This is a genomic window from Nocardia sp. CS682, from assembly GCF_004634405.1.
GTDB classification, from domain to species: domain Bacteria; phylum Actinomycetota; class Actinomycetes; order Mycobacteriales; family Mycobacteriaceae; genus Nocardia; species Nocardia ninae.
Genome location: NZ_CP029710.1, coordinates 41750 through 66087 on the forward strand (window position 1 = coordinate 41750; position 24338 = coordinate 66087).

The following is a 24338-nucleotide window of genomic DNA, read 5'->3' on the forward strand; positions in this document are numbered from 1 at the left end:
CCCCAGCTTTCAGCCCGCAGGTCTGGGGTCTTGCTTCGCGTCGCGAACGAGTTGGTGGTCGTCCAGGTCGGACCGGATCGCGCCGTCGGCCTGCACCTCGATGCGCAGTTCACCGTTGTCGCGCAACAGGATCGAGGCGAGCGTCGCGCGGCCCGGCGGCAGTATTCGCGCCGTGACCGTGCCGCCGTCGGCATAGTCGAGCGCGTCGCGTAAGACGGTGCGCACCTGGTTTCGGAGGTCGGTGCCGACCTCGTCCAGCCCGCCGCCGTCGTCGAGCACCACCGTCACCCCGCGCTGGCGCGCGTAGCGGGCCGCGGTGCCGACCGAGGCATCGATCATCAGACCACCCAGGATGTCGTCGCGCAACTCCGCCTCGACCAGCTTGCACTCGGCCTGCTCCTGCGCGGTGAGTCCGCGTCCGGACGCGATGATCTCGAGCAGCGGCCGCGCGGCACTGTCGAGCCGGGCGACGCGCTCGTCGCGCTCCTGCTGAGCGGCCTGCGCCGCGGCTTCGGCGGCGGCGCGCTCGGTATCTTGCTGGCGCAGTGCAAGAATCGAATGCGCCATCGGGCGGACCACCCTGGCGAAGAAGGTCGCCATCAGCAGCGGGGTCAGGTTGATGAACGAGAACCCCACGCCGGTAAGGAGTCCCTGACCGGTGCGCGCGGTCCACCAGCCGCAGACGGCGATCTGTCCGAGCACGCCCGACCAGGCCCACAGCGGTGCGCCGCGCACGCAGAGAAAGTTCAGATACGCCGAACCCGCGCCGAGAAACCAGAGCTGGGTGGAGTTGTCCATCGGAATCGGCAGCTGCCAGATGGCCAGCGCGGTCGCGAGCGGGGCGGCCAGCGCGGCGGGCGCGGCGAATCGGACCGGCAGAGGATCGCCGGGCGCGAGGATCATCGCCGCACCGGCGGCGAGGATGAGAACCGCTGCGAGAGCGGTGAACCGGATATCGCGGATGCCGTCGTTCGCGGCGAGCGCCATCGAACAGACCGCGACGGCGAGCAAGCCGAACAGCAGCCACGCCGCCGGGGTGCGCATGCCCAGGATGTCGCGTACGTCGTCACGGACGGTCTGGTTCGTCGTCATCGTGCCACCCATCCGGCGCTGACGTGACAGCCGCGACCCGGCGCCGCATCGATGGCGGACCAACCGCCCGGTAGCTCGGCGAGCCGGTCGGTGATGCTGGCGCGCAGGCCGATTCGGTCCGGCGGGACCGTTGCGGGATCGAATCCGACGCCGTCGTCCATGACATCGACGCGCACCGAATTCGCGTCGGCCGTCACCCGCACCGCGCAGTCGGCCGCGCGGGTGCGCGACCCGGCGTGGCGCTGCCAGTTGCGCAGCGCCTCACCCACCGCGGCGGCCAGCGCGGTCGCCACGTCGCTCGGCACCGCCAGCGCGACACCCGCGGGACGGTCGGTGTGCAGCCGCACCGAGTCGTCGACCTCGGCCGCCGTCGCGCGGATGCCGGCGACCACCTGGTCGAGGTCGATGGTGTCCGGCTCGGGTCGCCCGGTGCGCAGCCGTTCGAGATCGCGCAGCGTCACCGCCGCGTGATGGGTCAGGACGGTGGAGTTCGGCGCGCGCGAGGCCTCGAGCAGTGTCGCGATCACCCAGTCGTGGGCCAGGGCGTCGAAGCGCCGCCGCTCGAATCGGCGCGCCTCGGCCGCCGCGGTGGCGGTGGCCTTGGCGCGGACGGCGTGCGAGGTCCGGTCCAGCGTGCGCCCGACCCGCACCAGCACCACGCACGCGGCACAGGGGAGCGCCGAATAGGCCACGGCGAACAGCATTTCCGGCACGATCGGGTTGCCCGCATCCGGTCCTCGGGCGTACGCCGCGGCGATCTGGGCGAGCGTCGCGGCAACGGTGAGATAACCGAAGGGCACGAGCCGCCAGAAGATACAGAGTGCCAGCGCGGGCAGACCCGGAATCCAGGTGATCCACAACGACCTCTCGGCGGGCACGAGGGTATCGGCGCGCACCAGCAGCCAACTCAGCGCGGCGAGCAGGTAGCCGAGCGCGAAAGCCAGGACCGCGTAACGGACCAGATCGAAGCGCCAGCGCGCCGCGGCGACCACGATGCACACGGTGGGCAGATAGATCGCGGTGAGCGCGAACGGTGTCCACCATGGCGCGGCGAGCGCGGACTGGGCCAGGGCGGTGGGCAGGGTGAGGGCGGCATAGAAGATGCCCCCGGAACCGACGAACAGGCTTGCGCCACGGACGAGTCGGGATTCGGCGCTGCGCCGTGGCGCGGCCGTTTCGATCATCGGGGCCGGGGATCGCCGCCGAGGAAGCCGTCCCGCTTGGCCTCGCGATACAGGTCGACGCGTGAGCGGACCGGCCTGCCCGCCTCGGCGTACCGCCGGCGGATCCGGCTCAGATAGTCGTTGACGGTGTGTTCGGAGAGGCCGAGTTTGTGCGCCACCGCGGCGGCGGTCTCGCCGTTGGCGTAGTGCTCCAGCACGTCTCGCTGCCGCGGTGGCAGGTCGATGTTGGTCAGCGCCGGGTCGCTGTCGATGGCCGAGGCCCAGGCCATCGTCGCGACCTGCCTGCCGGAGGCGGCGGCGCGGATCATCGCGGTGGTGCGTTCGGCGGGATCGCTTTTCAGCGCGACACCCAGCACGCCGGCGCGGGCGGCGGAGCGGATCAGGTCCCGCCAGTCACCGGTGGTGTAGACCAGGCAGGGAATGTCGAGGCTGTGCAGCAGTTCGACATTCGCGCGCGGGCTGGAGCCGTCGGGCAGCCGCAGGTCCAGCACGGCCAGGTCGAGATCGGTGGTCCGCTCCAAGAGTGCGGGCACCGTCGGCGCGATCGCCACGACAGTGAGATCGGGTTGGTCGGACAGGATTGCGGCCAGGCCGACCGCGACCGCCTGGTGGTCTTCGACGATGCCGATTCGGCGCACGGTGCCCGGTGTCGCGTAGGGACCCGGCAGATCGGTGACGGCGACGCCGGCCATTGTGAGCAGTCGACGGAGCACCATGGATGGCATTAAATCACTCGGTCCCGAAAGTTCCAAGTGAATCCGTTCGGCAATTAGGATTTCGGCCTCGGCGGCGGTGGGTCGATTGGCGGGAGCGAATGGTGGTCCGACATTGCGTGTCGTACAACGTAATCTGATGTCGACCGGTCGGTTCGGTGCGAAACGTGGTGAAACTGGTTGCGGCAGTAACGATCAGCGGCCGTGCCTGCCGATGATGCTTGGCCGTTTTCGGCACCCCGGCTTATGCTGATTCGAATTCCGCATTTTCACATGCGGATCGGACATCACTCGACGTGCGCGAGGCGCGCGCATTAATTCCCGGATTTGCTCCGAATTACCTATTTTGACTTCGCCGAGGTGTGAATGACGGCAGGGTGGTCCCGGATCATGGACATAGGTGTCGAGTGTTCAGCGGACAGACAGTGGGCACCGGTGCCACGAGACTCACTGGATGAGGCCACGGGAGTGCCCGTCGGCATGACACAGGGGAGAAGGACGTGCACTCGAGTCGGCACCCGGACAGCGCCGCGTTGCTGGTGTCGCGGCTGCGATTTCCGGTGGTGGACATCGGTTATGGGGTTCGCGCGGAGGTATGGCTGCCCGGCTGCCGGATCTTCTGCCGCGACTGTCTCGCGGGACACACCTGGGTGTTCGACGAATCGACCCGCTGCGGTGTCGAAGCGGTACTCGACTGGCTGCGTGAGTTGCCCGTCGACCGGATCGACGGCGTCACGATCTGCGGCGGCGAGCCGACCGACCGGCCGGTGGCGCTACGTGCCCTGATCGACGGAGTCAACACGTGGCGAACAGGGTTGACCCGCCCGGTCGATCTGCTGCTGTACTCCGGTCGGTCGACCGCCGTGCTGGATGAGCGGCTGCCCTGGCTGAGCGCGTCGGTGGATGCACTGGTCGCCGAGCAGTTCGAGGGGCGCGATGCCGGGTCGTCCGGTCCGGCGGTCCGGCGCGTCGTCGTCGGCTCCGCGCTCGGTATGACACGTTATGCCGGAGCGCCTTTCGCGGACGACCTCACGTCGTGCGATAGCTGCGGGCGACCAACGCCGAGCGCAGATACCACAGGCCGGACGGTTGGGACGGGTCGAAGCCGGTGAGCTGACCGATCCGCTTGAGGCGATAGTCCACGGTGTTGGTGTGCACGTGCAGGACTCGCGCGGTGCGCTGACGGTTGAGGTTGTTGGCGATATGACGTTGCAGGGTTTCCAGTAGCTCGGGGTGTTCGTCGAGCGGGTCCAGCAGCTGGCCGAGGTACTCGCGGCCCGGACCCGGGCGGGTGAGCTGGTATTCGAGCGCGAGCTCGTCGAACCGGTACAGCCCGGCCACCGCTTCGAGCCGCTGCACCATGTCGAGCAGTTCGTGCGCCTGGTCGGCGGCGTTGGGGATCTGCTCGGGGGTGGCCTCGATCATGGTCGCTGTGATGCCGGCCTGGGCGGCGTGCGACAGCTGGGTCACCAGGGCGTCGTAGCCGGCGTTGTCGAAGGTGGGCGACGGGATGAGGATCGTGCCGCCGTCGACGCTGAGCAGCGACAGCGCGCTGTCCCCGCAGCGGGTGGCCAGTTCGGCCTGCACCCGTCTGAGCTTGCGGCGCGCGACCACCTGGCTGTCGAGCATCGGATTGTGTTCCTCGCGATGCGGCGGAATCGCCACGGCCAGTACGGCATACGAGGCCGCGATGGCGATCCCGCATTCGCGCGCCATGGTGGAGGTGCTGTGCCCGCCGAGCAGTGCGGAGGTGAGCGTGTGCACGGCGGTGTGGTGCTCGCTGACCACCGAGCGCAGTTCCTTGATGTAGGCCACCGAGATCGCCGAGCTGATCATGTCCAGCATCTCCAGCACCATCTTGGCGCCGTCGACCAGGCTGTCGAAATCCTTGATGGACGCGTCGGACACCACCAGGTCCAGCCCCATCTTGAAGCCCTCGTGGATGGAGTGGTGGATGGTGTCGATGGGCACGCCCTCGCGCGCCCAGCCCGCCGCGGCGTCCTGTAGGCGCTGCAACTTCTCCGGGATGTCCTGGCCGTCGAGCATGCTCACCGCGAACTCGAGGCAGACCCGGGTGATGGTGGTGACGTCGCCGGAGATCGCGTCCGCGGGCAGGGTCCCGCAGGGGATGACGTTTTCGACGAAGTGCCCGACCATCTGGCGTGACAACGCGCGAACGTCCTTGAGCGGGGACGACATCGGCTTGCCGGCGAGCGTCAGGCTCTGCCGGGCCGAGTTGTCGATCGACATTGACGACTCCTTCCGCCCCCGAAATATAACTGTGCGGCGCATTCACACTAAACGTTCCATTCCGGGGATGGACCGATTCGCAAGGTTCTGTGTGCGGCTTGCAGACTGGTCGGTCGGTCCTTGTGCGTCGTCACAGCGCATCGGGGCTATTGAACTGGTCGTTTGATTTATTGAAACCTCTTCGGACGGTTTTTTACGCCAGCACCGCGATTTCGAGTTCGCGCAGGCGGGCCGGATCGGCGATCACCTCGTACCCCGCGACCCGGCCGTCGCGCACCGTAACCGCAAGGGCGAGTAGCAACGTGCCGCGCGGGGCGACGAGGATGCCGACCGCGCCGTTCACCAGCGCCAGCGCCGCCACCCGCGAACGACGTTGCAGCAGTACGGTTTCCTTCGCCACTGCCCCGGCGCCGCGCACCACGGCAGGCATGCCGGCGGGCAGCGCGGCCGGATCGGCGACGCGGACCACATCGGGGGCGAGCACCGCGAGGAGCGCGTCGAGGTCGCCACCGCGGGCGGCGGTCAGGAAAGCCTCGACCACATGACGTTGCTCAGCGAGTTCGGCTGCGGTGGCGGTGGTTTCGCCCTGAGCCCGCTGACGCGCGCGGCTGGCGAGTTTCTTCGTGGTCGCGGTGCTGCGCCCGACGATCGGCGCGATCTGATCGAACGGCACGGCGAACAGATCGTGCAGCACGAACGCCACCCGCTCGTCGGGACCCAGCGTGTCCAGCACCACGAGCAACGCCCGGCCGACCGAATCGATCAGCACCGCCTCGTGTTCCGGGTCGCTGTCGTAGGCGGCGTCGCCGAGTTCGGCGAGCAGGTCGACGGGTTCCTCGCGCCGTGCGGCCCGCGACCGCAGCATGTCCAGGCAGATCCGCGACACCACCGTGGTGAGCCAGCCCGCCAGGTTCGCCACCTCGTCGCTGTCCTGGCGGGCCAGCCGCAGCCAGGCTTCCTGCACGGCGTCGTCGGCCTCGCTGAGCGACCCGAGCATCCGATACGCGACGGCGCGCAGATGGCCGCGATGGGTCTCGAATCGCTGCGCCAGCACGTCCTGCGCCCGCATCGGTCACCTTTCCGTTCCGCCCTCCGTCAGATGGTTGACGGATCCCACCGCGCCCGGTTGTTCCGGTGCGGCGCCGCCGAGGCGCCACACCACGATCGCAGACCGGTCGCAGCACACATCAGGAGGGTGTATACCCATGTCCACCGCTTATGTCATCGTCACCATCGTCGCCGCGGCCGCCATGCTGATCGCGTCCGGCGTCGATGTCTTCCGTGCTCAATGGGTGCGCGACAACATGCGTACCTATGGCATCCCGGATTGGACGCTGATGCCGTTGGCCGTGATCAAGGCGGCGGGCGCCGTCGGCCTGCTCGTCGGCCTGGCCATTCCGCCGCTGGGGCTGGCCGCCGCGATCTGCCTGGTTCTCTACTTCATCGGCGCGATCATCACCATCCTCCGCGCCCGCGGGTACGGCGACCTCGGCTACCCCATGCCCTATCTGGCACTGGCCGCCGCGTCGCTGGTGCTGTTCGTGCTCGCCTGACCGGCGTCTAGGCCCTAGCCCTGCTGGATGAACTTCGCCGCCTGCTCGCCGATGAACACGGCGGGCGCGTGCGTGTGGCCGCGGATGAGCAGCGGCATGACGGAGGCATCGGCGACGCGAAGGCCTTGTACGCCACGCACTTCCAGGTGCGGGGTGACGACGCTGGCCGCGTCGGTGCCCATCCGGCAGGTGCCGACCGGGTGATAGAGGGTGTGCGAGTAGCCGTTCAGCGCGAGTTCGAGGGTGGCTTCGAGTTCGGCGGGGGCCTGCGGCGGGTAGATGATCGGGCCAAGTACGGCTTTCATGGCCGGCGTGGCGGCGATCTCGGCGCAGGTGCGCAGGCCGGACATGAGGGCGGCCCGGTCGGCGCCCGCGCTGTCGGACAGGTAGCGCGGGTCGATCACCGGCTTGGCGGCCGGATCCGGGGCGGCGAGGGTGATCCGGCCGCGGCTGTGCGGGCGCAGCAGCACGGTCGCCAGGATGACGCCGTGCTCGGTCGGGTCGACCAGGCCCTCGTAGTAGAACGGCGCAGGCGCGAAGATCAACTCCAGGTCGGGCAGGTCCAGTTCGGGGTTGCTGCGAATGAATCCGTAGGCCTCGCCGACATTGGAGGTGAGCATGCCGCGATGGCGCAGCAGGTAGTCGAGCAGTTGGCGCGGCTTCTCGGCGCCGAACAGCGAGTCGGCGGCGACGCCGTAGCCGACCCCGGCGACGAGGTGATCCTGGAGGTTGGCGCCGACCTCGGGCACGTGCCGCAGCGCGCGAATACCCTGGCGCGCCAGCTCGTCTCGATCACCGATGCCCGAGAGCATCAGCAACTGCGGGCTGTTGATCGCGCCACCGCACAGCACCACCTCGCGGCGGGCGGTGACCGTGTGCGGGCCGCCGCCCTGGTGGTATTCGACACCGACCGCGCGGGTTCCCTCGAACAGCACCCGAGTGGCGGGCGCCTCGGTGCGGACGGTCAGGTTCGGCCGCCGCATCGCGGGCCGCAGGTATCCGTCCGCGGTGCTCCACCGCCTGCCGCCGTGCTGGGTGACCATGGTCTCGCTGAAGCCTTCCGGCTCCGGCCGATTCGGCGGCTCGACCTCGAAACCCGCCTCCCGCACTGCGGTCAGATAGGCGGCGGTCAGCGCGCGGGGACTGCGTTGCCGGGAGATGTGCAACGGACCGTTGGCGCCCTCGTCCGGATACTGTGCGTCCTGGACGTTTTCGATCCGGCGGAACTGCTCGACGGCGGCCGCGAAGCCCCACTCCTCGCCCGCCAGCAAGCCCCACTCGTCGTAGTCGGCGCGGAAACCACGCACCCACATCATCGCGTTCATCGACGAGGAGCCGCCGAGCATCTTGCCGCGCGGCCAATAGATCTGCCGATTCTTCAGCTCGGGCTGCGGCTCGGTGAGGTAGTCCCAATCCAGCTCGGTGCGAAAGAGTTTCGCGAACCCGGCGGGAATATGGGCGAACTTGTTCTTGTCCGGTGGGCCTGCCTCCAGCAGCACCACCGACGTATTCGGATCGGCACTGAGCCGGTTCGCCAGCACGGCGCCCGCGGATCCGGCGCCGACGATCACGTAGTCCGCGGTAAGCCCACCTGGTTGCACTGTCCCACTCCGATCTGCGCTGCCTACGGCAAAGATACGAGGATGAGGTGTGCCGATGGTTCGCTTTCGGCACAACCGGACGTAAGTCAGGCGAGTATGGAGGTACAGCGACAGTGGACGCGGGAACAGTGATCGTCACCGGTGGTAGCCGCGGTATCGGCGCGGCGACGGCCCGGCTGCTCGCGGGTGCGGGCCACCGCGTCTGCCTGACCTATCGGGCGGACAGCGCAGCGGCGGAGTCGGTGGTCGCCGACATCGCCGCCGACGGCGGCAGCGCGCTCGCGGTACGTGCCGACATGAGCGACCCCGCCGACATCGCTGCGTTGTTCCGGACCGTCGATGCCGAGCTCGGCACGCTCGCCGGCTTGGTCAACAACGCGGCCACGCTCGAAACCCAGTGCCGGGTCGTCGAACTCGACGCCGAACGGCTGCACCGCGTGATGACGGTCAATGTCGTCGCCCCGATGCTGTGCGCGAAATACGCCGTCGAGCGCATGTCCACCGAGCACGGCGGTAGGGGAGGCGCGATCGTCAATGTGTCCTCGGCCGCTGCCCGGCTGGGTTCGGCGGGGGAGTACGTCGACTATGCCGCGAGCAAGGGCGCCCTGGACACCTTCACCCGTGGACTCTCCGTCGAAGTCGCGGCGGAGGGTATCCGAGTGAACGCGGTGCGCCCGGGCTTCATCCACACCGACATGCACGCCCAGGGCGGCGAACCGGGCCGCGTCGACCGCGTCGCGCCGAGCCTGCCGATGCGTCGCGGCGGTCGGCCGGAGGAGGTCGCCGAAGCCATTGTCTGGCTGTTGTCCGAACGGGCCTCGTATGTCACCGGCTCGTTCATCGATGTGGCCGGCGGGCGGTGAGGCTCCCGGTGCCCGCCGAGTCCTGGACGCCCGCTTCGGCACGCCACCTCGTGCTGGGTGCCGTTACTTCAGGATGAGCAACGCGGACTTCTCGATGCGATCGGCGATCTCGGAGTAGGACGCGTAGCCCATGCCCGCGCGCACCAGTGCGCCCGCGTAGAGCAGCTCCAATGATTCGACGACGTCCGGGTCCGCGTCCGGGCCGAGGGCCCGCATGATCCGCTTGCGGATCTCGGTCCCGATGCGACCGCGCAGATGCACCACGTCGGGGTCGCGGCCGAGCAGCGCGCTGGTGACCGCGCCGGAGAGCTCCTGCTCGTCGGCGACCAGCATCGCGATATCGCGCAGCTCGGCGACCACCCGGACGGTCGGGTCCGGGTCCTGGCTGGCCGGCGACGGCGCGGAAACCAAACGCCGCCAGAAGATCTCGGCGACCAGGTGTTCCTTCGAGGAAAAGTAGGTGTAGGCGGTGGCCGTGCCGACCCCTGCCGCCGCGGCGACCAACCGGATCGTCATCCCGGCGAACCCTTCGCGGGCAAGCACTTCCACCGCCGACCTGGTGAGCTTGTCGACGGTGTCGGCCTGCTTGCCGGAGAGCCTGCGGCGGGTCGCCTCGACGAGGACGGGATCGGATTCGGACATGTGTCTGGATACTACTACGGGCAGGTCAGTTCTTCGCCGCGGCGATGCCGGCCCTGCGGCCGTAGAAGCTGCCGTCACCCAGCGAAGCCCCGCTCACGTACCCGCCCGCGCACAGCCCGGAGGTGCAGCGCCCAGCGGCGAACAGGCCGGGAATCGGCTCGCCGGAGACGTGCAGCACCCGGGAATCCAGATCGGTGCGCAGCCCGCCCAGGGTGAAACCCGCCGTGTATCCCCGCATGTCGAACGCGGCCAGCGAACCTTGCAGCGGTCGAACCCATTCCGGCTTCTTACCCAGCAACGGATCCTTGCCGTCGGCGGCGTGCAGGTTGTAGCAGTCGACCGTGGCTTGTAGCGCCAGCGTCGGCAGGCCCATGTCGGACTCCAGCTCCGCGACCGTCTCGGCGGCCCAGGTCGGTGGCTGCCGGAAGAACGGGGTGGCGGTCTCGGTGGCCAGCCCGGCCTCGTAGGACGCCTCGTCGATCACCAGGAAGGCCTGGTTCTCCTGCTGGATCAGCGCGGCCTGGCCGATCCGGCCCGGGTAGGTGTCCTCGGCGATGAACCGCTGGCCGCGCCCGTTCACCAGAATGCCGCGGGCCATCAGCTGCGGGTCGCCGAAGAAGGCGACCTCGGTCGCGTCCATGTGCGCCAGCTCCGCCCCGAGGGCCTGCGCGAGCCGGATGCCGATGCCGTCGTGCTCCTCGATCGCGGCGGCGGGCCTGCCGATCAGGCGTGGCGCATACCCCTCGATCATCTGCTGGTGGTACGCGAAACTGCCGGTGGCCAAGACGATTCCGCGGTCGGCGCGGATGGCGAGTTCTTTGCCGTAGCGTTTGGCCAGCACACCGACCACGCGATCGTCGTCGTCCACCACCAGCCGGCCGATCCGCAGGTCGTATTCGACTGCGACACCGAGTGATTCGGCGGTCTCGGCCAGCGGCTTCATCAGCATGTAGCCGCCGCTCCTACGGCCGATCTTCTTGTCGGCGAACTGCGGAACGTGTCCGCGCGGCGCGGGTTTCGCGATCGCGTTGAACGGGGCGGCGTTCTCGCCGCCGGAGTACATCAGGCCCTCGTCGTGCGGCGGCTCCCATCCGGGTTCACCCCAGAAGGCCTCCCGGAACGGCACACCGCACGAGACGAGCCAGTTGTAGTGCTCGACGCTGCCGCGCGAGTAGTCGGCGATCTTGGCTTTGTCCACGCCGGGTCCGAGCGCCGCGAGCAGGAAGGTCTCCATGTTCTCCGGCGTGTCCTCGAAGCCGAGGGCCTGTTGTAGCGGGGTGCCGCCGCCGAGGTAGATGAAGCCACCCGCCATCGCGGCCGCGCCACCCCAGCCGCCGGTGCGTTCCAGGATCAGCACCTCGGCGCCCGCGCGGGCAGCCTCGATCGCGGCGCAGACCCCGGCGATGCCGTAACCGGCCACGACTACATCGGCGTGCAGGTCCCATTCGGTGATGCTGCTCGCGCGTCGTGGCCGAAGGGTGTTGGCATCAGACATGTTTCGGTCCTTCACTCGGTGCGGTCGGCTTCTTGCTTCCTGGCGGCCTTTTTCTGTTGCGCCACTATGGTGCCCACCAGCAGGTCCAGTTTGGTGCCGTTCGGCCAACCGACGTAGTGGCAGAGGAAGACCGCGATCTCGTGCAGCTGCTCCTCGGTGAGCTCCTCGTTGCGCAGCGCGGCGCCGATCTGGATGCCTGCGGTGTCGATGGCGCCCTGCGCGGTGAGCGCGCCCAGCAGCAGCAACCGCCGGTCCCGGATGGACAGCGCGGCCCGCGACCAGATGTCGGCGAAGAGATGGTCGGCGGTGACCGCGAAGTGGCTGCCGGGGTAGTCCTGGAACTCGGTGCCGTACACCTCGGCCATCTTGGCCAGGCCGCGTTGGCGCACGGACTCGGCGGAACCGTTGTCGCTCATGAGGATTGCCTTTCGGATGTGCCAACGCCGAGCCCGGGACCGAGCCGTTCGAGCGCGAGTTCGGACAGGGGGAGTGGGATGCCGAGCCGGGCACCGAGTTCGAGCGCGAGACCGAGGTCCTTCTCGCCGAGATCGCGCACGTGCCGCAGGATCGGCAGCCAGAAGTCGCCCTCTTCGATCGGTGCGGTGCGGTCGCGCAGCATGATGGCGCCCGGCCCGCCGGTGACGGCATCGGAGTGCCGCACCACCTTGCCGAGCACGGTGATGTCGAGTCCGGCGGCCTCCGCCAGCCGCTGTGCCTCGGTGGCGGCAGTGAATGCGATGAAATGGAGTAGGTTGCGGGCCAGCTTCATTCGCGTGCCCGCACCGACCGGGCCTGCGTGCACGATCAGATCGGCGAAGCATTCGAAGGGTGCGCGGACTCGTTCGTAGGCCGCGTCGCTGCCGCCGACCATCACCGCGAGGGTGCCCTTGTTCGCGCCCGGTGCGCCGCCGCTGACCGGCGCGTCGACGAATTCCACCTCGTGCGTGGCGCATTCGGCCGCGAGCTGCTCGGCGGTGCGGTCGCTGATCGTCGAGTGCACCGCCACCACGGTGCCGGGAGCAGCGCTGCGCAGTAATCCCTCGGGGCCGGTGATTACGTCGCGCACTTGTGCGTCGTCCACCACGGCGACCGAGATGACCGAGGCCCGCGCGGCGAGCTCGGCTGGTGCGGCGGCGGCTCCGGCACCGGCCTCGGTGTACGGCAGCACCGCGTCGGCGCGCACATCGCAGACGGTCAGCCCGCCCGGCCACTTCAGCAGCCGCTTGGCCATCGGCGCACCCATGGCGCCGAGCCCGATGAAGCCGAGCTGGGTGTCGGTCATGAACGAAAGACCTGTCCGCCGTCGACATTGAAGATCTGACCGGTGACCCAGCCTGCTTCGTCGGACAGCAAATACAGGCACGCGCCGACCAGGTCGGCCGGTGTGCCCATTCGCTTGAGCGGCAACCGGTTCACCATGTCCGCCACGATGGCCGCCGGCGTCACCGTCTTCGTCGCGTCGGTGTCGATGGGACCCGGTGCGATGGCGTTGATCCGGATGTTCGAGCCGCCGAGCTCGAAGGCGAGCTGCTGGGTCAGGCCGTTGACGCCGACCTTGGCCAGGCCGTAGAAGCTGGAGTACGTCCATGCGGCGGTGGAGGATTGGTTGACGATCGACCCGCCGGTCTTGCGCATGTGCGGCCAGACGGCGCGGGTCATGTTCAGCGCGCCGTCCATGTTCACGCTCATGAACTTCTTGTAGTAGTCCCACGGCACGGTGAGCAGCAGGTTGAGCTTCATCTCGCCGTAGATGGCGGCGTTGTTGACGAGGTGGTCGATGCCGCCGTACTCGGCGACCGTCAGTTCGGCCAGGGCGGTAGCGGATTCGGGATCGGCCACGTCGACCATGCCGAACAGCGCGGTGCCGCCGTCGGCGGTGATCTTCTCCACCGTCGCCTGACCGCCCTCGGCATTCTTGTCGGCGACAACGACTTTCGCGCCTTCGGCGGCCAGCGCGGCGGCGTAGACGGCGCCGATGCCCTGCGCGGCACCGGTGACGATGACGGATCTTCCCGTGAAACGGGCCATGGCGGTGTGCTCCTCTTATCCAGCGGTCGCGATCAGCTTGGTTTCCAGGTACTCCTCGAACCCGGCGATGCCCATCTCCCGGCCGATGCCGGACTGCTTGTAGCCGCCGAACGGTGCGTCGGCGGAGTACCAGACGCCGCCGTTCACGCTCAACGTCCCGGTCCGTACGCCGTTGGTGACGTGGCGAATCCGTTCCGGGTCGGTGCCCCACACCGAGCCGGACAGCCCGTAGGGGGAGTCGTTGGCCAGCCGGATGGCGTCGTCGTCGCCGTCGTAGGGGATGACGACCAGCACCGGGCCGAAGATCTCCTCCTGCGCGACGGTCGCGCTGTTCGGCACGTCCGCGATCAGGGTCGGTTCGATGAAGAAGCCGCGTTCGCGATTCGCCGGCCGGCCGCCGCCGACCACGATGCGGCCGCCCTCGGACCGTGCGATGTCGAGGTAGCGCTGCACCCGGTCGCGCTGGCGCGCCGAGATGAGTGGTCCGCACACCGTCCGCGAATCTGCCGGATCACCAGGTGTGATACCCGAGAGCGTCCCGGCGGCGGCCTGTACCGCCTCGTCGTAGGACGCCCGCGGGACGAGTAGCCGAGTGGTGATCGCGCAGCCCTGACCCGCGTGCACGCACACCGAAAACGCCGCCACCGCACAGGCTCCGGCGATATTCGCGTCGTCGAGCACGATGAACGCCGACTTGCCGCCCAGTTCCAGGAACGCCTTCTTGAGTGTCGTTGCGGCGCCGCGCATCACGGCGCGCCCGGTCTGCGTCGAACCGGTGAAGCTGATCAGATCGACCCGGGGATCCTCGGTGAGGCGCGCGCCGAGCCCGTGGTCGGCGCCGGTCACGATATTCACCACGCCGGCCGGAATGTCGGTCTCCTCGGCCAGGATCGCGCCGACCGCCGCCGCGCACCACGGTGTGTCCGGCGCGGGCTTGAGCACCACGGTGTTCCCGGCGGCGAGGGCGGGACCGAGCTTTGCGAAGGTGATCTGGTGCGGGAAGTTCCACGGGGTGATCGCGCCGACCACCCCGACGGGCTCGCGGCGCAGCACCCGGCGGGTCTTGATGCCCATCGGCGCCGCGGTGCCGAGATCGGTTTCCCAGCTGTAGGTTTCGGCCAGCGAGGCCGAGTAGGCGAGGTCGGCGATCGGGCCCTCCAGCTGCGGGCCGCGGGTGAACATGGCCGGCGCGCCCGCCTCGGCGATGGTGAGTTCGCGTAGTTCTTCGACGTGCGATTGCAAGGCGGTGCGCAGCTGTTCGAGGCAGTGCGCTCGGAAGGCCGGGTCGCGTGACCAGTCGGTCTCGTCGAACGCGGTGCGGGCGGCGGCCACCGCCGCGTCGAGGTCAGTGACGTCGGCGTTCGCGGCGTGCCCGAGCACCTCCTCGGTCGCCGGGTCGAGGGTGGCGAAGACTCCGCCGCCGCCCTCGACCAGCTTGCCGCCGATCAGCAGGCGCGCACCGTCGGCGGGCAGCAGGCTACTCATGCGTTGCTCCGATGCTGTCTGGACACATGTACGGAATGTAGTCTCAAGCGGCGATTTCTGGCAAGAACACGTTCTAACTCTGCCATTCTGGTTCATCCGTCGCGCGGTCGTCGTGGAATCTCTGCGGTTCCCGGGCGGGTCGGCCGAATTGTGCGCAATGGTGTTGGTAAACCAGCGGAACCGTTGTCGGAGGTGTGGGCCGGTGGTACTGTCCAGACACATGTCCAGTTATCTGCCTCCGCTATCCGGACGGCCCGATATCGCTCGGGAGAACTTGTTCTCGAAGCCGGGGTGGTTGACGTGACGGCCGCGTTGGAACCCTTGACGTTCGATCCCTACGACTACCGGTTCCACGAGGACCCGTACCCGACGTATCAGCGGCTGCGCACCGAGGCGCCGCTCTACCACAACGCCGAGCTGGACTTCTGGGCGTTGTCCCGGCATGCCGACGTGACGGCAGGCTTCCGCGACAGCGTCCGGTTGTCCAGTGCCAACGGGGTTTCCCTCGATCCGGCCGCCTGGGGCCCGCACGCGCATCGGGTGATGTCGTTCCTGGCCATGGACGACCCGCGGCACCTGCGCATGCGGCGGCTGGTCTACAAGGGGTTCACGCCCAAGCGGGTGGCCGAAATGCAGGGCCGGATCAAGGAATTGACGCTGTCCTACCTCGAACCCGCGGTCGCCACCGGCGCTTTCGACTGGATCGACGAGGTGGCGGGCAAGCTGCCGATGGACGTCATCTCCGAGCTGATGGGCGTGCCCGCGAGTGACCGCGTCGAAATCCGCAGGCTCGCCGACCTCGTCGTGCACCGCGAAGACGGCGTGCTGGACATCCCGCAGGCGGCCGTGGAGTCGTCGATCAAACTGCTCACCTACTACACCGAGATGGTGGCCGAGCGCAGGCGCACGCCGACCGACGATCTCACCTCGGCGCTGCTGGATGCCGAAATCGGCGGCGACACACTGTCCGACGAGGAGATCATCGGGTTCCTGTTCCTGATGGTGGTGGCGGGCAACGAGACCACGACGAAGCTGCTGGGCAACGCGCTGTACTGGGGCGCGCGCAACCCGGGGGAGTACGCGAAGGTCGCGGCGGAACCCGCGCACGTCACGGACTGGGTGGAGGAGACGCTGCGCTACGACACCTCCAGCCAGGTGATCGCGCGCTCGGCCACCGTCGATTTGGACTACTACGGCGACACCATCCCAGCGGGCGCCAAGGTGCTGCTGCTGATCGGCTCGGCCAACCGCGATCCCGCCGTCTTCGACGACGGCGACACCTACCGCATCGACCGGGCCGACAAGGCGGGCCTGGCGAGTTTCGGTGCGGGCGTGCACTACTGCCTCGGCGCGCACCTGGCCCGGCTGGAGGCGGCGGTCGCGCTGCGGGAGTTCGCGGCCCGGGTGCGGTCCTATGACGTCGCCGAGGCGGGCATCGTGCGGGTGCACTCCTCGAATGTGCGCGGCTTCGCGCACCTTCCCATCGTGGTGGAGGCGAGATAGTGGCGCGTTTCGAACCTCATCCCGCGCGCAGGCCGGTGCTGGTGGCCGGTGCGTCCTCCGGCATCGGTGCCGCCACCGCGGTCGCGCTGGCCGACCTCGGCTATCCCGTCGCGCTGGGCGCGCGCCGGGTCGAGCAGTGCGAGGACCTGGCGGACAAGATTCGCGCCGACGGCGGCGAGGCCTTCGCGCACCGGCTGGACGTCACCGATGCGGCGTCGATCGATGAATTCGTGGCGGCCGCCGAAAACGCGCTGGGCCCCATCGAGATTCTGGTGTCCAGCGCCGGGGACATCGAGTTCTCGCCGGTGCACGAGATGGACCCGGAGCGGTTCCTGCATCAAGTCCAGGTGCACCTGGGGGGCGCGCATCGGCTGGTGCACCGGGTGTTGCCCGGCATGCTCGAGCGCCGCCGCGGCGACGTCGTGTTGATCGGCTCGGACTGCGCACCGGAGCCCCGGCCGCGCACCGGCGCCTACAGCGCGGCCAAAGCGGGGCTGGAGGCGATGGCCGTGCAGATGCGAATGGAGCTGGAGGGCACCGGTATTCGGGCTTCGGTGGTGCGTCCAGGGCCGACGCTCACCGGCATGGGCATGGACTCCACCCCCGAAGTCGTCGGGCCGCTGCTGAATGCGTGGAAGGACTGGGGTTTCGCGCGGCATCCGATCATGCTGCGCCCGCGCGACCTGGCCGCCGCGGTGGTCGCCGTCGTGTCCACGCCGCGCGGTGCCCACCTCGTGCTGGTCGAGGTCCAGCCGGAGGCGCCGTTGCGGGAGCTGTCGAACGAACAAGGCGGGAGCCAACAGTGAGAGTCATCGCCGATCTGGACCTGTGTCAGGGCCACGCCGTATGTCAGGACGAGGCACCGGACGCGTTCCGGGTGCCCAAGCGCGGCAAGGTCGAAATCCTGGTGGACACACCGGATCCGGCCGCCCGCGCCGACATTGAGCGAGCGGTCAAGTATTGCCCGACCCAGGCCCTGTCGATCGTTTCCACGGAAGGTGCACGGTAATGGCGAGTTTCGCACGCGACGAACTGGACGAGATGGTCCGGCGGTGGCAGCTGGAGAACCAGCGCTGCGAGGAGAAGGGCGACTGGAAACCGCTGGCCGAGATGTACACCGAGGACGCCACCTACGGCTGGAACTACGGCCCCACCCAAGAATTCATGGCGGTCGGCCGCGCGGAGATCCGCGACCTCGCCCTGGGGCAGGAGATGCAGGGGCTCGACGGCTGGACCTACCCGTACCAGGAGTTCGTCATCGACGACCGCAGCGGCACCGTCATCGGCTTCTGGAAACAGATCTCCGAGGTGAAACGGCCCGACGGGCGCCACTATTCACCCGAGGGCATCGGCGGCAGCTGGTTCCGCTACGGCGGCGACTTCCAATGGTCGTGGCAGCGCGACTTTTTCGACTTCGGCAATGTCTCGCACATGTTCATGGAAATGATCACCGGCAAGGTGCTGCCCGCGGGCATGCAGCAGCGCATCGAACGGTCGATGGCCGGCCCGCTGCCCGGGTGGTATCCCATCGGTCAGGCCCCGGCCTCGTTGTGGTGACACCGATGTCGAGTAACTTCGAGCAGCTGTCGCGGGCACGGCTCGCGACGCTGCTGCCGGAACTGCTGCTGTCCGGGCACCTGATCGACCGGTCCGGCATGGCGCACACCATCGCGGCCTTCGGCCGGTCCGAGATGACCGCCGTCGCGATCGAGGAGTGGCAGCTCGCCAGCCCGGTCTACACGCGGCGCATGCAGCGCGCGTTCGGCTTTACCGGTGACGATGTGGTGACCATCTTCAAGGGCTTACAGCTCGACATCGGCGCACCGCCGCAATTCATGGATTTCCGGTTCCGCGTCGATGACCGCGACCACGGCGAGTTCTGGCTCGACCACTGCGGTGCGCTGCTGGATGTGGAGCCGATGGGGGACGACTTCGTGGTCGGCATGTGCCATGACATCGAGGATCCGACGTTCGACGCCACCGCGCTGGCGACCAACCCGCACGCGCAGGTCCGGCCGATCCATCGGCCGCCGCGCCGCCCGGCCGACCGGAAACCCATGTGTGCGTGGACGGTCACCATCGACGCCGCGCACGTCCCGCCGCCGGTACCGCCCAACGCAGACCTGGTGGCGGACTCCGCCGCCGCGCGACTGGAGCTGGCCGACATCGATCCCGACGACGAGGGGCAGGCCGACTACGCGGGCCCGCTGTTGAGCGATCTGCGCTTCGCGGACTTCTCGAAATCGGCGCTGATCCGCATGGCGGACGAGGTGTGCCTGCAACATCATCTGCTCGCCCTGGGTTTCCTGATCGCGGTGCGGGGCCGGCTCGAGCCGGACGCGGCGATCGAGATCGGCCGCAAGCAGTTCGCGGGCATCGCCGGGCTCACCGCCGAAAGATTGCGCAAGGGCCTGCATCTCGGCGACGACATGGCCGCGCTGGCCACTGTCCTGCGCTTGCATCCGGCGTGGAACCCATTGTCCTATACGGGTGTTCGCGTGCTGGCGACCGAGGACATTGTCCAGCTGACGATTCCGCGGGACAGTGGCGCCGTAGCGGACGGCGTCTGGCCCGCGTTGATCGATGCCGAGCATCTCGCGCCGATCGACGCGATGGCCCGCGGCGTGAACCCCCGATTCGCCGCGCGCACCACCGATTCCGGCGCGCGTGCGCTGACCATCGAGATCACCCGCACGGACAAGTCGTTCCGCGAGTCGTCGGATGTCGCGCTGACCCGATTCAGTGGCGGCGCAGCCTTTGCCTTCACCGATCGTGGTATCCCCTTGCCGCTGACGGTGGTGTGAGAAGTATCGAGAAAGTGAATCGCCGTGGCCCGTAACTTCGCCGACCTGTTCGAACATTCCGTCGACGCGATGCCCGATCGGGTGGCACTGCGCGAAGGTGACCGCAGACTGACCTTCGCCGAACTCGACGCGCGCGCCAATCGGCTTGCCGCGCATCTGTCTTCGGCCGGTCTCCGCGCGTGCACCCATATCGGGTTCCAGATGCACAACAGCATCGAGACGATGGAGACGCTGCTCGCCTGCTTCAAGATCCGAGCCGTCCCCATCAATATCAACTATCGCTACGGCGTCGAGGAACTGCGGTATGTCTACGACAACGCGGACCTCGAGGCGCTGGTCTATCACGCCTGCTACGCCGAGGCGGTGCACGCCGCCGCGGCCGGGGTGCCTTCGCTGCGACACCGGATCGTGGTGCCGGACGGCACCGTGGCACCGGTCGACGCCGTGCACTACGAAGACGCTCTCGCCGCGGGTCCGGCCGAGCGAGCCTTCCCGGAGCGCAGCGCCGACGACCTGTTCATGATGTACACCGGCGGCACCACGGGGCTGCCGAAGGGCGTGATGTGGCGCCAGGAAGACATGTGGCGAGTGCTCGGCGGCGGCATCGACTTCTACACCGGCGTTCCGGTGGCCGACGAGTACGAGCAGTCCCGCGTCGGCGCGCAAGGTCAGCAGAGCACCTGGTTCGTGCTGCCGCCGCTGATCCACGCGGCCGCCATGATGCCGACCTTCACCGCGCTGTGGTCGGGTAACGCGGTGTTGTTCGAACCACGGTTCGACGCGAATCGAGTGTGGCAGGCGGTCGCTCGGCACCGCCCGCAGGTCATGGTCATCACCGGCGACGCCATGGCGCGGCCACTGATCGACGCCTACCGGGCCGCGCCCGTCGACGCCGCAGGCTTGATCGCCATCGGCTCGGGTGCCGCGCTGCTGTCGCAGCCGGTGAAGAACGCACTGCTGGAACTGTTTCCGTCGCTGGTCGTCACCGACTCGATCGGTTCGTCCGAAACCGGCTTCGGCGGAATAGGGTTCGCGCAGAAGGACGACAACCCGGGTCGCGGGCCGCGCGTGCAGACGGGGCGCGGTTCGCTGGTGGTGGACGACGACGGACGTCCGGTGCAGCCCGGCGAGGAAGGGTGGCTGGCGAAGACCGGGTCGGTGCCGCTCGGCTACTACAAAGATCCGGTGAAGACCGGCAAGCTGTTCAAGACCGTCGACGGTGCGCGCATCGTGGTCACCGACGATCGTGCGCGGATCGAGGTGGACGGGTCGGTCACGTTGCTCGGGCGCGGCAACATGGTGATCAATACCGGCGGCGAGAAGGTGTTCGTCGAAGAGGTCGAGGCGGTGGTGAAGGCGCACGACGGGATCTACGACGCGGTGGTGGTCGGTGTCCCGCACGAGCGATGGGGGTGGCAGGTCGCCGCCGTGGTCTCCGTCGCAGAGCCGGTCGACTTCGCGGCGCTGACCGAGCATGTGCGTCGGCACCTCGCCGGATACAAGGTGCCCAAGAAGATCTGGGTGACCGAGAGCGTGGTCCGAGCCCCCAGCGGCAAACCGGACTACCGGTGGGCCAAGGACGTTACGACCCAGCGCGCCCCGGATTACCACACGGACTGAGCCATGAGCCTGCGCGAACGTCCACCCCACGCAATAGGAACATGTTCTAATTCGGTGGCAAGGTCCGGCCCGATACCTGCGGCGATGCCGCATGTCATGGAGAAGTCCCGATGAGTACTGAGACGAAGAAGAGTCCCGCCGCGGCGCTGCCCGCACGGATCACCGGTGCGCTGGTCGGCCGGTTGACCGAGCTGGTCGTTGCCGACGGTACCGCCGCACCGTACTCGATGACGGAGGTCTATACCGGCGCTTCGGTCGGTGAGCTCCCGCAGTCCACCCCCGCGGACGTGCGCGCGGCCGCCGCGACGGCCCGTGCGGCACAACAGGAATGGGCCGCGCTGCCGCTGCGCAGCAGGCTGCGGGTCTTCGAGCAGATGCACGAACTGATCCTCGGCGAGGTCGAGACCATCGCCGATCTCATCCAGATCGGCTGCGGCAAGACCCGGCGGATGGCCGTCGAGGAGTCGTGCGACGTGCCGATGGTGATCAGCCACTACCTGAAAACCGCGCGCCGCGTGCTGCGTTCGAAGCGCCGCGGTGGCCCGATGCCGATTGTGACCACCTCGACCGAGGAGCACCGGCCCAAGGGGCTGGTGGCGGTCATCGCGCCGTGGAACTTCCCGTTCGCGATCGCGCTGTCCGACGCGATGCCCGCGCTGATGGCGGGTAACGGCGTAATCCTCAAGCCGGACAACAAGACCGCGCTGTGTGTCCTCTACGGCGTCGAGCTGCTGCACCGGGCCGGTCTGCCGCGCGGACTCGTGCAGGTCGTCTGCGGTGAAGGCCCGGACATCGGGCCCACCCTGATCGACAGCGTCGACTTCGTCATGTTCACCGGCTCGACCGCCACCGGCCGGGTGGTCGGCGAACAGGCCGGGCGCAACCTGATCGGGTGCAGCCTGGAACTAGGCGGCAAGAACCCGATGCTGGTGCTGGACGACGCGAACCTCGACGAGGTGGTGCCGGGTGCGGCGTTCTCGGTGTTCGCCAACTCCGGCCAGGCGTGCATGCACATCGAGCGGATCTACGTGCACCGCAGTCGCTACGACGAGTTCGTGCGCCGATTGGTCGCTGCCGCCGACGAACTCAACAGCAAGATCGGTGCCGCGTACGACTACACACCGGAATTCGGTTCGCTGGTCTCGGTGCAGCACCGGGATCGGGTCGCCGCGCACGTCGAGGACGCCCGTGCCAAGGGCGCCACCGTGCTGACCGGCGGTAAAGCGCGTCCGGACATCGGTCCCGCGTTCTACGAGGCGACGGTGCTCACCGGCGTAACCCCGGAGATGACGCACGCGACGCTGGAGACTTTCGGCCCGGTGGTGAGCGTGTATCCGTTCGATGACGAACGGGAAGCTATCCGGCTCGCCAACGACACCGACTACGGCTTGAACGCGAGTGTGTGGAGCCGAGACCTGGCCCGCGCCAATCGCATCGCCGCCCAGCTCCAGGCGGGCAACATCAATATCAACGACGGCTTCGTGGCGACCTACGCCGCCAAGGGCACGCCGTCGGGCGGGGTGAAGCAGTCCGGCGTCGGCACCCGGCACGGCGACCAGGGGTTGCTCAAGTACACCGACACGGTCAACGTCGGCGTGCTCAAGCGCCAGGTGCTGTCCGCCCGCTCGGGCCAGCCGTATGAGAAGCAACTGAAGATGACGCTGATGTCCTTGCGGCTGATGCGCCGAACCAGGCTGCGCTGAACCCGATTCGGCGCGGATCGCAGTACCACCTGAGGAGGTAGCCGTGGCGACACCGTCGTTGCCGGCCGGATTCGACTTCACCGATCCAGCCCTGTGGGAGACGCGAAGGCCCATCGAGGAGTTCGCCCTGCTGCGCCGGACCGCGCCGGTCTGGTGGAATCGGCAACCCGACGACCACTCCGGTGGTTTCCGGGACGGCGGCTACTGGGTGGTGAGCAAACTCGACGACGTCAAGGAGGTCTCGCGGAACTCGGAGCTGTTCTCCTCCGAACGGAAGGGCTCGATCATCCGGTTGTCCGACGACATCACACCGGAACAGCGGGCCGCGTCGAACGTGCTACTGGTGAACATGGATCCGCCGAAGCACTCCAAGTTCCGCAAGATCATCACCAAGGGTTTCACCCCGCGCGCGGTGGAGGGATTACGCGCGGCATTGACCGAACGCGCGCATGCCATTGTGCACGAGGCGAAAAAAACGGGCGGCGGCAATTTTGTCGAACAGGTCGCCTGCGAGCTGCCGTTGCAGGCGATCGCCGAGCTGATCGGCGTGCCGCAGGCGGACCGGCGCAAGCTGTTCGACTGGTCGAATCAGATGCTCAGCTACGACGATCCGGATTACGGTGATCCCGCGCTCGCCTCCGCCGAAATTCTCGGTTACGCCTGGAATCTGGCCGAGGAGCGGCGCGGTAGCCCGGCCGGGGATATCGTGTCCGAACTCGTGCATGCCGACGTGGACGGTGAGTCGCTCGGCTCCGACGAATTCGGCTTCTTCGTCATTCTGCTTTCGGTGGCGGGCAACGAAACAACACGCAATGCCATCACGCACGGCATGAAAGCGTTCGTGGACCATCCGGAGCAGTGGGAGCTCTACAAACAACAGCGCCCGCGCACCGCGCCCGACGAGATCGTCCGGTGGGCCACGCCGGTCACCGCGTTCCAGCGCACCGCTACCGCGGACACCGAGATCGGTGGCACCAGGATCCGGGAAGGCGACCGGGTCGGACTGTTCTACGGCTCCGCCAACTTCGACGAGGACGCGTTCGCCGATCCGTTCACCTTCGACGTGCTGCGCGACCCGAATCCGCATGTCGGTTTCGGCGGCACCGGCGCGCATTACTGCGTCGGCGCGAACCTGGCCAGGCTCGAGATCGACCTGATGTTCAACGCCATCGCCGAGGCCATGCCCAAGATCACCGAGGCGGCAGATCCGGTACGGTTGCGGTCGGGGTGGATCAACGGAATCAAGAATTGGCAGGTCCGATACGAATGAGTCTTCGAGACGTACCGCTGCAGACGCTGAGCGGGGAATCCACGACGCTGTCCGAGCTGGTCGGCGACAAGGTGGTGCTGCTGGTGAACGTGGCCTCCAAGTGTGGGCTGACGCCGCAGTACTCCGGTTTGGTCGAATTGCAGAAGTCTTACGGCCCGCGCGGCTTCAGTGTGGTCGGGGTGCCCTGCAACCAGTTCATGGGCCAGGAGCCCGGCTCGGCCGAGGAGATCCAGCAATTCTGCTCGACCACCTACGGCGTCGATTTCCCGCTGCTGGACAAGGCCGACGTCAACGGCGAGAACCAGCACCCGCTGTACCGGACGCTGGTCGAAACTCCCGACGCCGACGGCGCGGCCGGTGACGTGCAGTGGAATTTCGAGAAGTTCCTGATCGACCGCGACGGCAAGGTGGCGGGGCGGTTCCGGCCCACCGTCGGCCCCGACGCGTCGGCGCTCGTCGCATCGATCGAATCTTTGCTCTGACTGCACGTTTCGAGGCCCGTCCAAGGGGACGGGCCTCGAATCATGTTCGG

Annotated in this window: 24 protein-coding genes; 12 read left to right on the forward strand and 12 right to left on the reverse strand. The window is 68.2% G+C overall.

What is annotated here, in order from left to right; translation table 11 throughout:
• Window positions 1-9: 9 nt before the first annotated feature.
• Genes DMB37_RS00210 through DMB37_RS00220 form a run of 3 tightly spaced genes read right to left on the reverse strand, consistent with a single transcriptional unit; the run spans window position 10 to window position 2968 of the window.
• Complete coding sequence (locus tag DMB37_RS00210) at window positions 10-1092, reverse strand: hypothetical protein (RefSeq protein WP_240772167.1); 1083 nt, start codon at window positions 1090-1092, stop codon at window positions 10-12.
• Complete coding sequence (locus DMB37_RS00215) at window positions 1089-2276, reverse strand: sensor histidine kinase (RefSeq protein ID WP_135230883.1); 1188 nt, start codon at window positions 2274-2276, stop codon at window positions 1089-1091. Before DMB37_RS00215 ends, DMB37_RS00210 begins: the two co-directional genes overlap by 4 nt.
• The gene (locus DMB37_RS00220; protein WP_135237237.1) at window positions 2273-2968 is read right to left on the reverse strand and encodes a response regulator transcription factor; all 696 of its coding nucleotides are present in this window, start codon (window positions 2966-2968) and stop codon (window positions 2273-2275) included. Before DMB37_RS00220 ends, DMB37_RS00215 begins: the two co-directional genes overlap by 4 nt.
• A gap of 584 nt (window positions 2969-3552) precedes the next feature.
• On the opposite strand from DMB37_RS00220, the gene DMB37_RS00225 reads away from it, so the two are divergent.
• Window positions 3553-4101, forward strand: a complete 549-nt coding sequence (locus tag DMB37_RS00225; protein ID WP_240772467.1) for a 4Fe-4S cluster-binding domain-containing protein — start codon at window positions 3553-3555, stop codon at window positions 4099-4101.
• Here the strand turns inward: DMB37_RS00225 and DMB37_RS00230 are convergent.
• Together DMB37_RS00230 and DMB37_RS00235 are read right to left on the reverse strand one after the other, a co-directional pair.
• Window positions 4019-5239 (reverse strand): CdaR family transcriptional regulator, encoded by a 1221-nt coding sequence (locus DMB37_RS00230; RefSeq protein ID WP_135230885.1) that lies wholly within the window; start codon window positions 5237-5239, stop codon window positions 4019-4021. The genes DMB37_RS00225 and DMB37_RS00230 overlap by 83 nt on opposite strands.
• A gap of 193 nt (window positions 5240-5432) precedes the next feature.
• Entirely contained in the window at window positions 5433-6308 is an 876-nt protein-coding gene (locus DMB37_RS00235; protein WP_135230886.1) for a sigma-70 family RNA polymerase sigma factor, read from the reverse strand.
• A gap of 136 nt (window positions 6309-6444) precedes the next feature.
• Here DMB37_RS00235 and DMB37_RS00240 point away from each other — a divergent pair, with 136 nt between their 5' ends.
• Window positions 6445-6792 carry a DoxX family protein gene (locus DMB37_RS00240; protein WP_135230887.1) on the forward strand — a complete coding sequence of 116 codons (348 nt, stop codon included), beginning with the start codon at window positions 6445-6447 and terminating at the stop codon, window positions 6790-6792.
• Between the two features lie 14 nt (window positions 6793-6806).
• On the opposite strand, the gene DMB37_RS00245 is transcribed toward DMB37_RS00240, so the two are convergent.
• Window positions 6807-8393, reverse strand: a complete 1587-nt coding sequence (locus tag DMB37_RS00245) for a GMC family oxidoreductase (protein ID WP_206055139.1) — start codon at window positions 8391-8393, stop codon at window positions 6807-6809.
• A 113-nt stretch (window positions 8394-8506) separates the two neighbouring features.
• On the opposite strand from DMB37_RS00245, the gene DMB37_RS00250 reads away from it, so the two are divergent.
• Window positions 8507-9256 (forward strand): SDR family oxidoreductase, encoded by a 750-nt coding sequence (locus DMB37_RS00250; protein ID WP_135230888.1) that lies wholly within the window; start codon window positions 8507-8509, stop codon window positions 9254-9256.
• Between the two features lie 63 nt (window positions 9257-9319).
• Here the strand turns inward: DMB37_RS00250 and DMB37_RS00255 are convergent, their stop codons facing one another.
• The 6 genes from DMB37_RS00255 to DMB37_RS00280 are packed head-to-tail and all read right to left on the reverse strand — an operon-like array spanning window position 9320 to window position 14906.
• Entirely contained in the window at window positions 9320-9898 is a 579-nt protein-coding gene (locus DMB37_RS00255; protein ID WP_135230889.1) for a TetR family transcriptional regulator, read from the reverse strand.
• Between the two features lie 25 nt (window positions 9899-9923).
• A complete protein-coding gene (locus tag DMB37_RS00260; protein WP_135230890.1) occupies window positions 9924-11393 on the reverse strand; it encodes an FAD-dependent oxidoreductase in 1470 nt (489 codons plus the stop codon).
• A gap of 11 nt (window positions 11394-11404) precedes the next feature.
• Window positions 11405-11809, reverse strand: a complete 405-nt coding sequence (locus DMB37_RS00265) for a carboxymuconolactone decarboxylase family protein (protein ID WP_135230891.1) — start codon at window positions 11807-11809, stop codon at window positions 11405-11407.
• Entirely contained in the window at window positions 11806-12675 is an 870-nt protein-coding gene (locus DMB37_RS00270; RefSeq protein WP_135230892.1) for an NAD(P)-dependent oxidoreductase, read from the reverse strand. Before DMB37_RS00270 ends, DMB37_RS00265 begins: the two co-directional genes overlap by 4 nt.
• Window positions 12672-13421, reverse strand: coding sequence for an SDR family oxidoreductase (locus DMB37_RS00275; RefSeq protein WP_135230893.1), 750 nt, complete (start codon window positions 13419-13421; stop codon window positions 12672-12674). Before DMB37_RS00275 ends, DMB37_RS00270 begins: the two co-directional genes overlap by 4 nt.
• A gap of 15 nt (window positions 13422-13436) precedes the next feature.
• Window positions 13437-14906, reverse strand: coding sequence for an aldehyde dehydrogenase (locus tag DMB37_RS00280; RefSeq protein WP_135230894.1), 1470 nt, complete (start codon window positions 14904-14906; stop codon window positions 13437-13439).
• A 300-nt stretch (window positions 14907-15206) separates the two neighbouring features.
• On the opposite strand from DMB37_RS00280, the gene DMB37_RS00285 reads away from it, so the two are divergent.
• The 9 genes from DMB37_RS00285 to DMB37_RS00325 all read left to right on the forward strand — a co-directional run bounded on the left by DMB37_RS00285 (window position 15207) and on the right by DMB37_RS00325 (window position 24288).
• Complete coding sequence (locus DMB37_RS00285; protein ID WP_135230895.1) at window positions 15207-16409, forward strand: cytochrome P450; 1203 nt, start codon at window positions 15207-15209, stop codon at window positions 16407-16409.
• Window positions 16409-17215, forward strand: a complete 807-nt coding sequence (locus DMB37_RS00290) for an SDR family oxidoreductase (RefSeq protein WP_135230896.1) — start codon at window positions 16409-16411, stop codon at window positions 17213-17215. The genes DMB37_RS00285 and DMB37_RS00290 overlap by 1 nt, the downstream gene beginning before the upstream one ends.
• Entirely contained in the window at window positions 17212-17418 is a 207-nt protein-coding gene (locus tag DMB37_RS00295) for a ferredoxin (RefSeq protein ID WP_135230897.1), read from the forward strand. The genes DMB37_RS00290 and DMB37_RS00295 overlap by 4 nt, the downstream gene beginning before the upstream one ends.
• Entirely contained in the window at window positions 17418-17966 is a 549-nt protein-coding gene (locus tag DMB37_RS00300; RefSeq protein WP_135230898.1) for a nuclear transport factor 2 family protein, read from the forward strand. Before DMB37_RS00295 ends, DMB37_RS00300 begins: the two co-directional genes overlap by 1 nt.
• Before the next feature lie 5 nt (window positions 17967-17971).
• The gene (locus DMB37_RS00305) at window positions 17972-19213 is read left to right on the forward strand and encodes a hypothetical protein (protein WP_135230899.1); all 1242 of its coding nucleotides are present in this window, start codon (window positions 17972-17974) and stop codon (window positions 19211-19213) included.
• Between the two features lie 24 nt (window positions 19214-19237).
• On the forward strand, window positions 19238-20833 hold the full coding sequence (locus DMB37_RS00310) for an acyl-CoA synthetase (protein ID WP_135230900.1): 1596 nt from the start codon (window positions 19238-19240) through the stop codon (window positions 20831-20833).
• A 110-nt stretch (window positions 20834-20943) separates the two neighbouring features.
• Window positions 20944-22536 carry a succinic semialdehyde dehydrogenase gene (locus DMB37_RS00315; protein ID WP_135230901.1) on the forward strand — a complete coding sequence of 531 codons (1593 nt, stop codon included), beginning with the start codon at window positions 20944-20946 and terminating at the stop codon, window positions 22534-22536.
• Window positions 22537-22579: 43 nt separating this feature from the next.
• Window positions 22580-23806 carry a cytochrome P450 gene (locus DMB37_RS00320; RefSeq protein WP_135230902.1) on the forward strand — a complete coding sequence of 409 codons (1227 nt, stop codon included), beginning with the start codon at window positions 22580-22582 and terminating at the stop codon, window positions 23804-23806.
• A complete protein-coding gene (locus tag DMB37_RS00325) occupies window positions 23803-24288 on the forward strand; it encodes a glutathione peroxidase (protein WP_135230903.1) in 486 nt (161 codons plus the stop codon). The genes DMB37_RS00320 and DMB37_RS00325 overlap by 4 nt, the downstream gene beginning before the upstream one ends.
• Window positions 24289-24338: the final 50 nt, after the last annotated feature.

Bases quoted from the DNA above. Each gene is read 5' to 3' on its own strand.
- DMB37_RS00235 (WP_135230886.1), bottom strand. From the start codon at position 6,308: ATGCGGGCGCAGGACGTGCTGGCGCAGCGATTCGAGACCCATCGCGGC.
- DMB37_RS00265 (WP_135230891.1), bottom strand. From the start codon at position 11,809: ATGAGCGACAACGGTTCCGCCGAGTCCGTGCGCCAACGCGGCCTGGCC.
- DMB37_RS00230 (WP_135230885.1), bottom strand. From the start codon at position 5,239: ATGTCGATCGACAACTCGGCCCGGCAGAGCCTGACGCTCGCCGGCAAG.
- DMB37_RS00315 (WP_135230901.1), top strand. From the start codon at position 20,944: ATGAGTACTGAGACGAAGAAGAGTCCCGCCGCGGCGCTGCCCGCACGG.
- DMB37_RS00215 (WP_135230883.1), bottom strand. From the start codon at position 2,276: ATGATCGAAACGGCCGCGCCACGGCGCAGCGCCGAATCCCGACTCGTC.
- DMB37_RS00300 (WP_135230898.1), top strand. From the start codon at position 17,418: ATGGCGAGTTTCGCACGCGACGAACTGGACGAGATGGTCCGGCGGTGG.
- DMB37_RS00220 (WP_135237237.1), bottom strand. From the start codon at position 2,968: ATGGCCGGCGTCGCCGTCACCGATCTGCCGGGTCCCTACGCGACACCG.
- DMB37_RS00240 (WP_135230887.1), top strand. From the start codon at position 6,445: ATGTCCACCGCTTATGTCATCGTCACCATCGTCGCCGCGGCCGCCATG.
- DMB37_RS00260 (WP_135230890.1), bottom strand. From the start codon at position 11,393: ATGTCTGATGCCAACACCCTTCGGCCACGACGCGCGAGCAGCATCACC.
- DMB37_RS00325 (WP_135230903.1), top strand. From the start codon at position 23,803: ATGAGTCTTCGAGACGTACCGCTGCAGACGCTGAGCGGGGAATCCACG.
- DMB37_RS00275 (WP_135230893.1), bottom strand. From the start codon at position 13,421: ATGGCCCGTTTCACGGGAAGATCCGTCATCGTCACCGGTGCCGCGCAG.
- DMB37_RS00255 (WP_135230889.1), bottom strand. From the start codon at position 9,898: ATGTCCGAATCCGATCCCGTCCTCGTCGAGGCGACCCGCCGCAGGCTC.
- DMB37_RS00270 (WP_135230892.1), bottom strand. From the start codon at position 12,675: ATGACCGACACCCAGCTCGGCTTCATCGGGCTCGGCGCCATGGGTGCG.
- DMB37_RS00210 (WP_240772167.1), bottom strand. From the start codon at position 1,092: ATGACGACGAACCAGACCGTCCGTGACGACGTACGCGACATCCTGGGC.
- DMB37_RS00305 (WP_135230899.1), top strand. From the start codon at position 17,972: ATGTCGAGTAACTTCGAGCAGCTGTCGCGGGCACGGCTCGCGACGCTG.
- DMB37_RS00280 (WP_135230894.1), bottom strand. From the start codon at position 14,906: ATGAGTAGCCTGCTGCCCGCCGACGGTGCGCGCCTGCTGATCGGCGGC.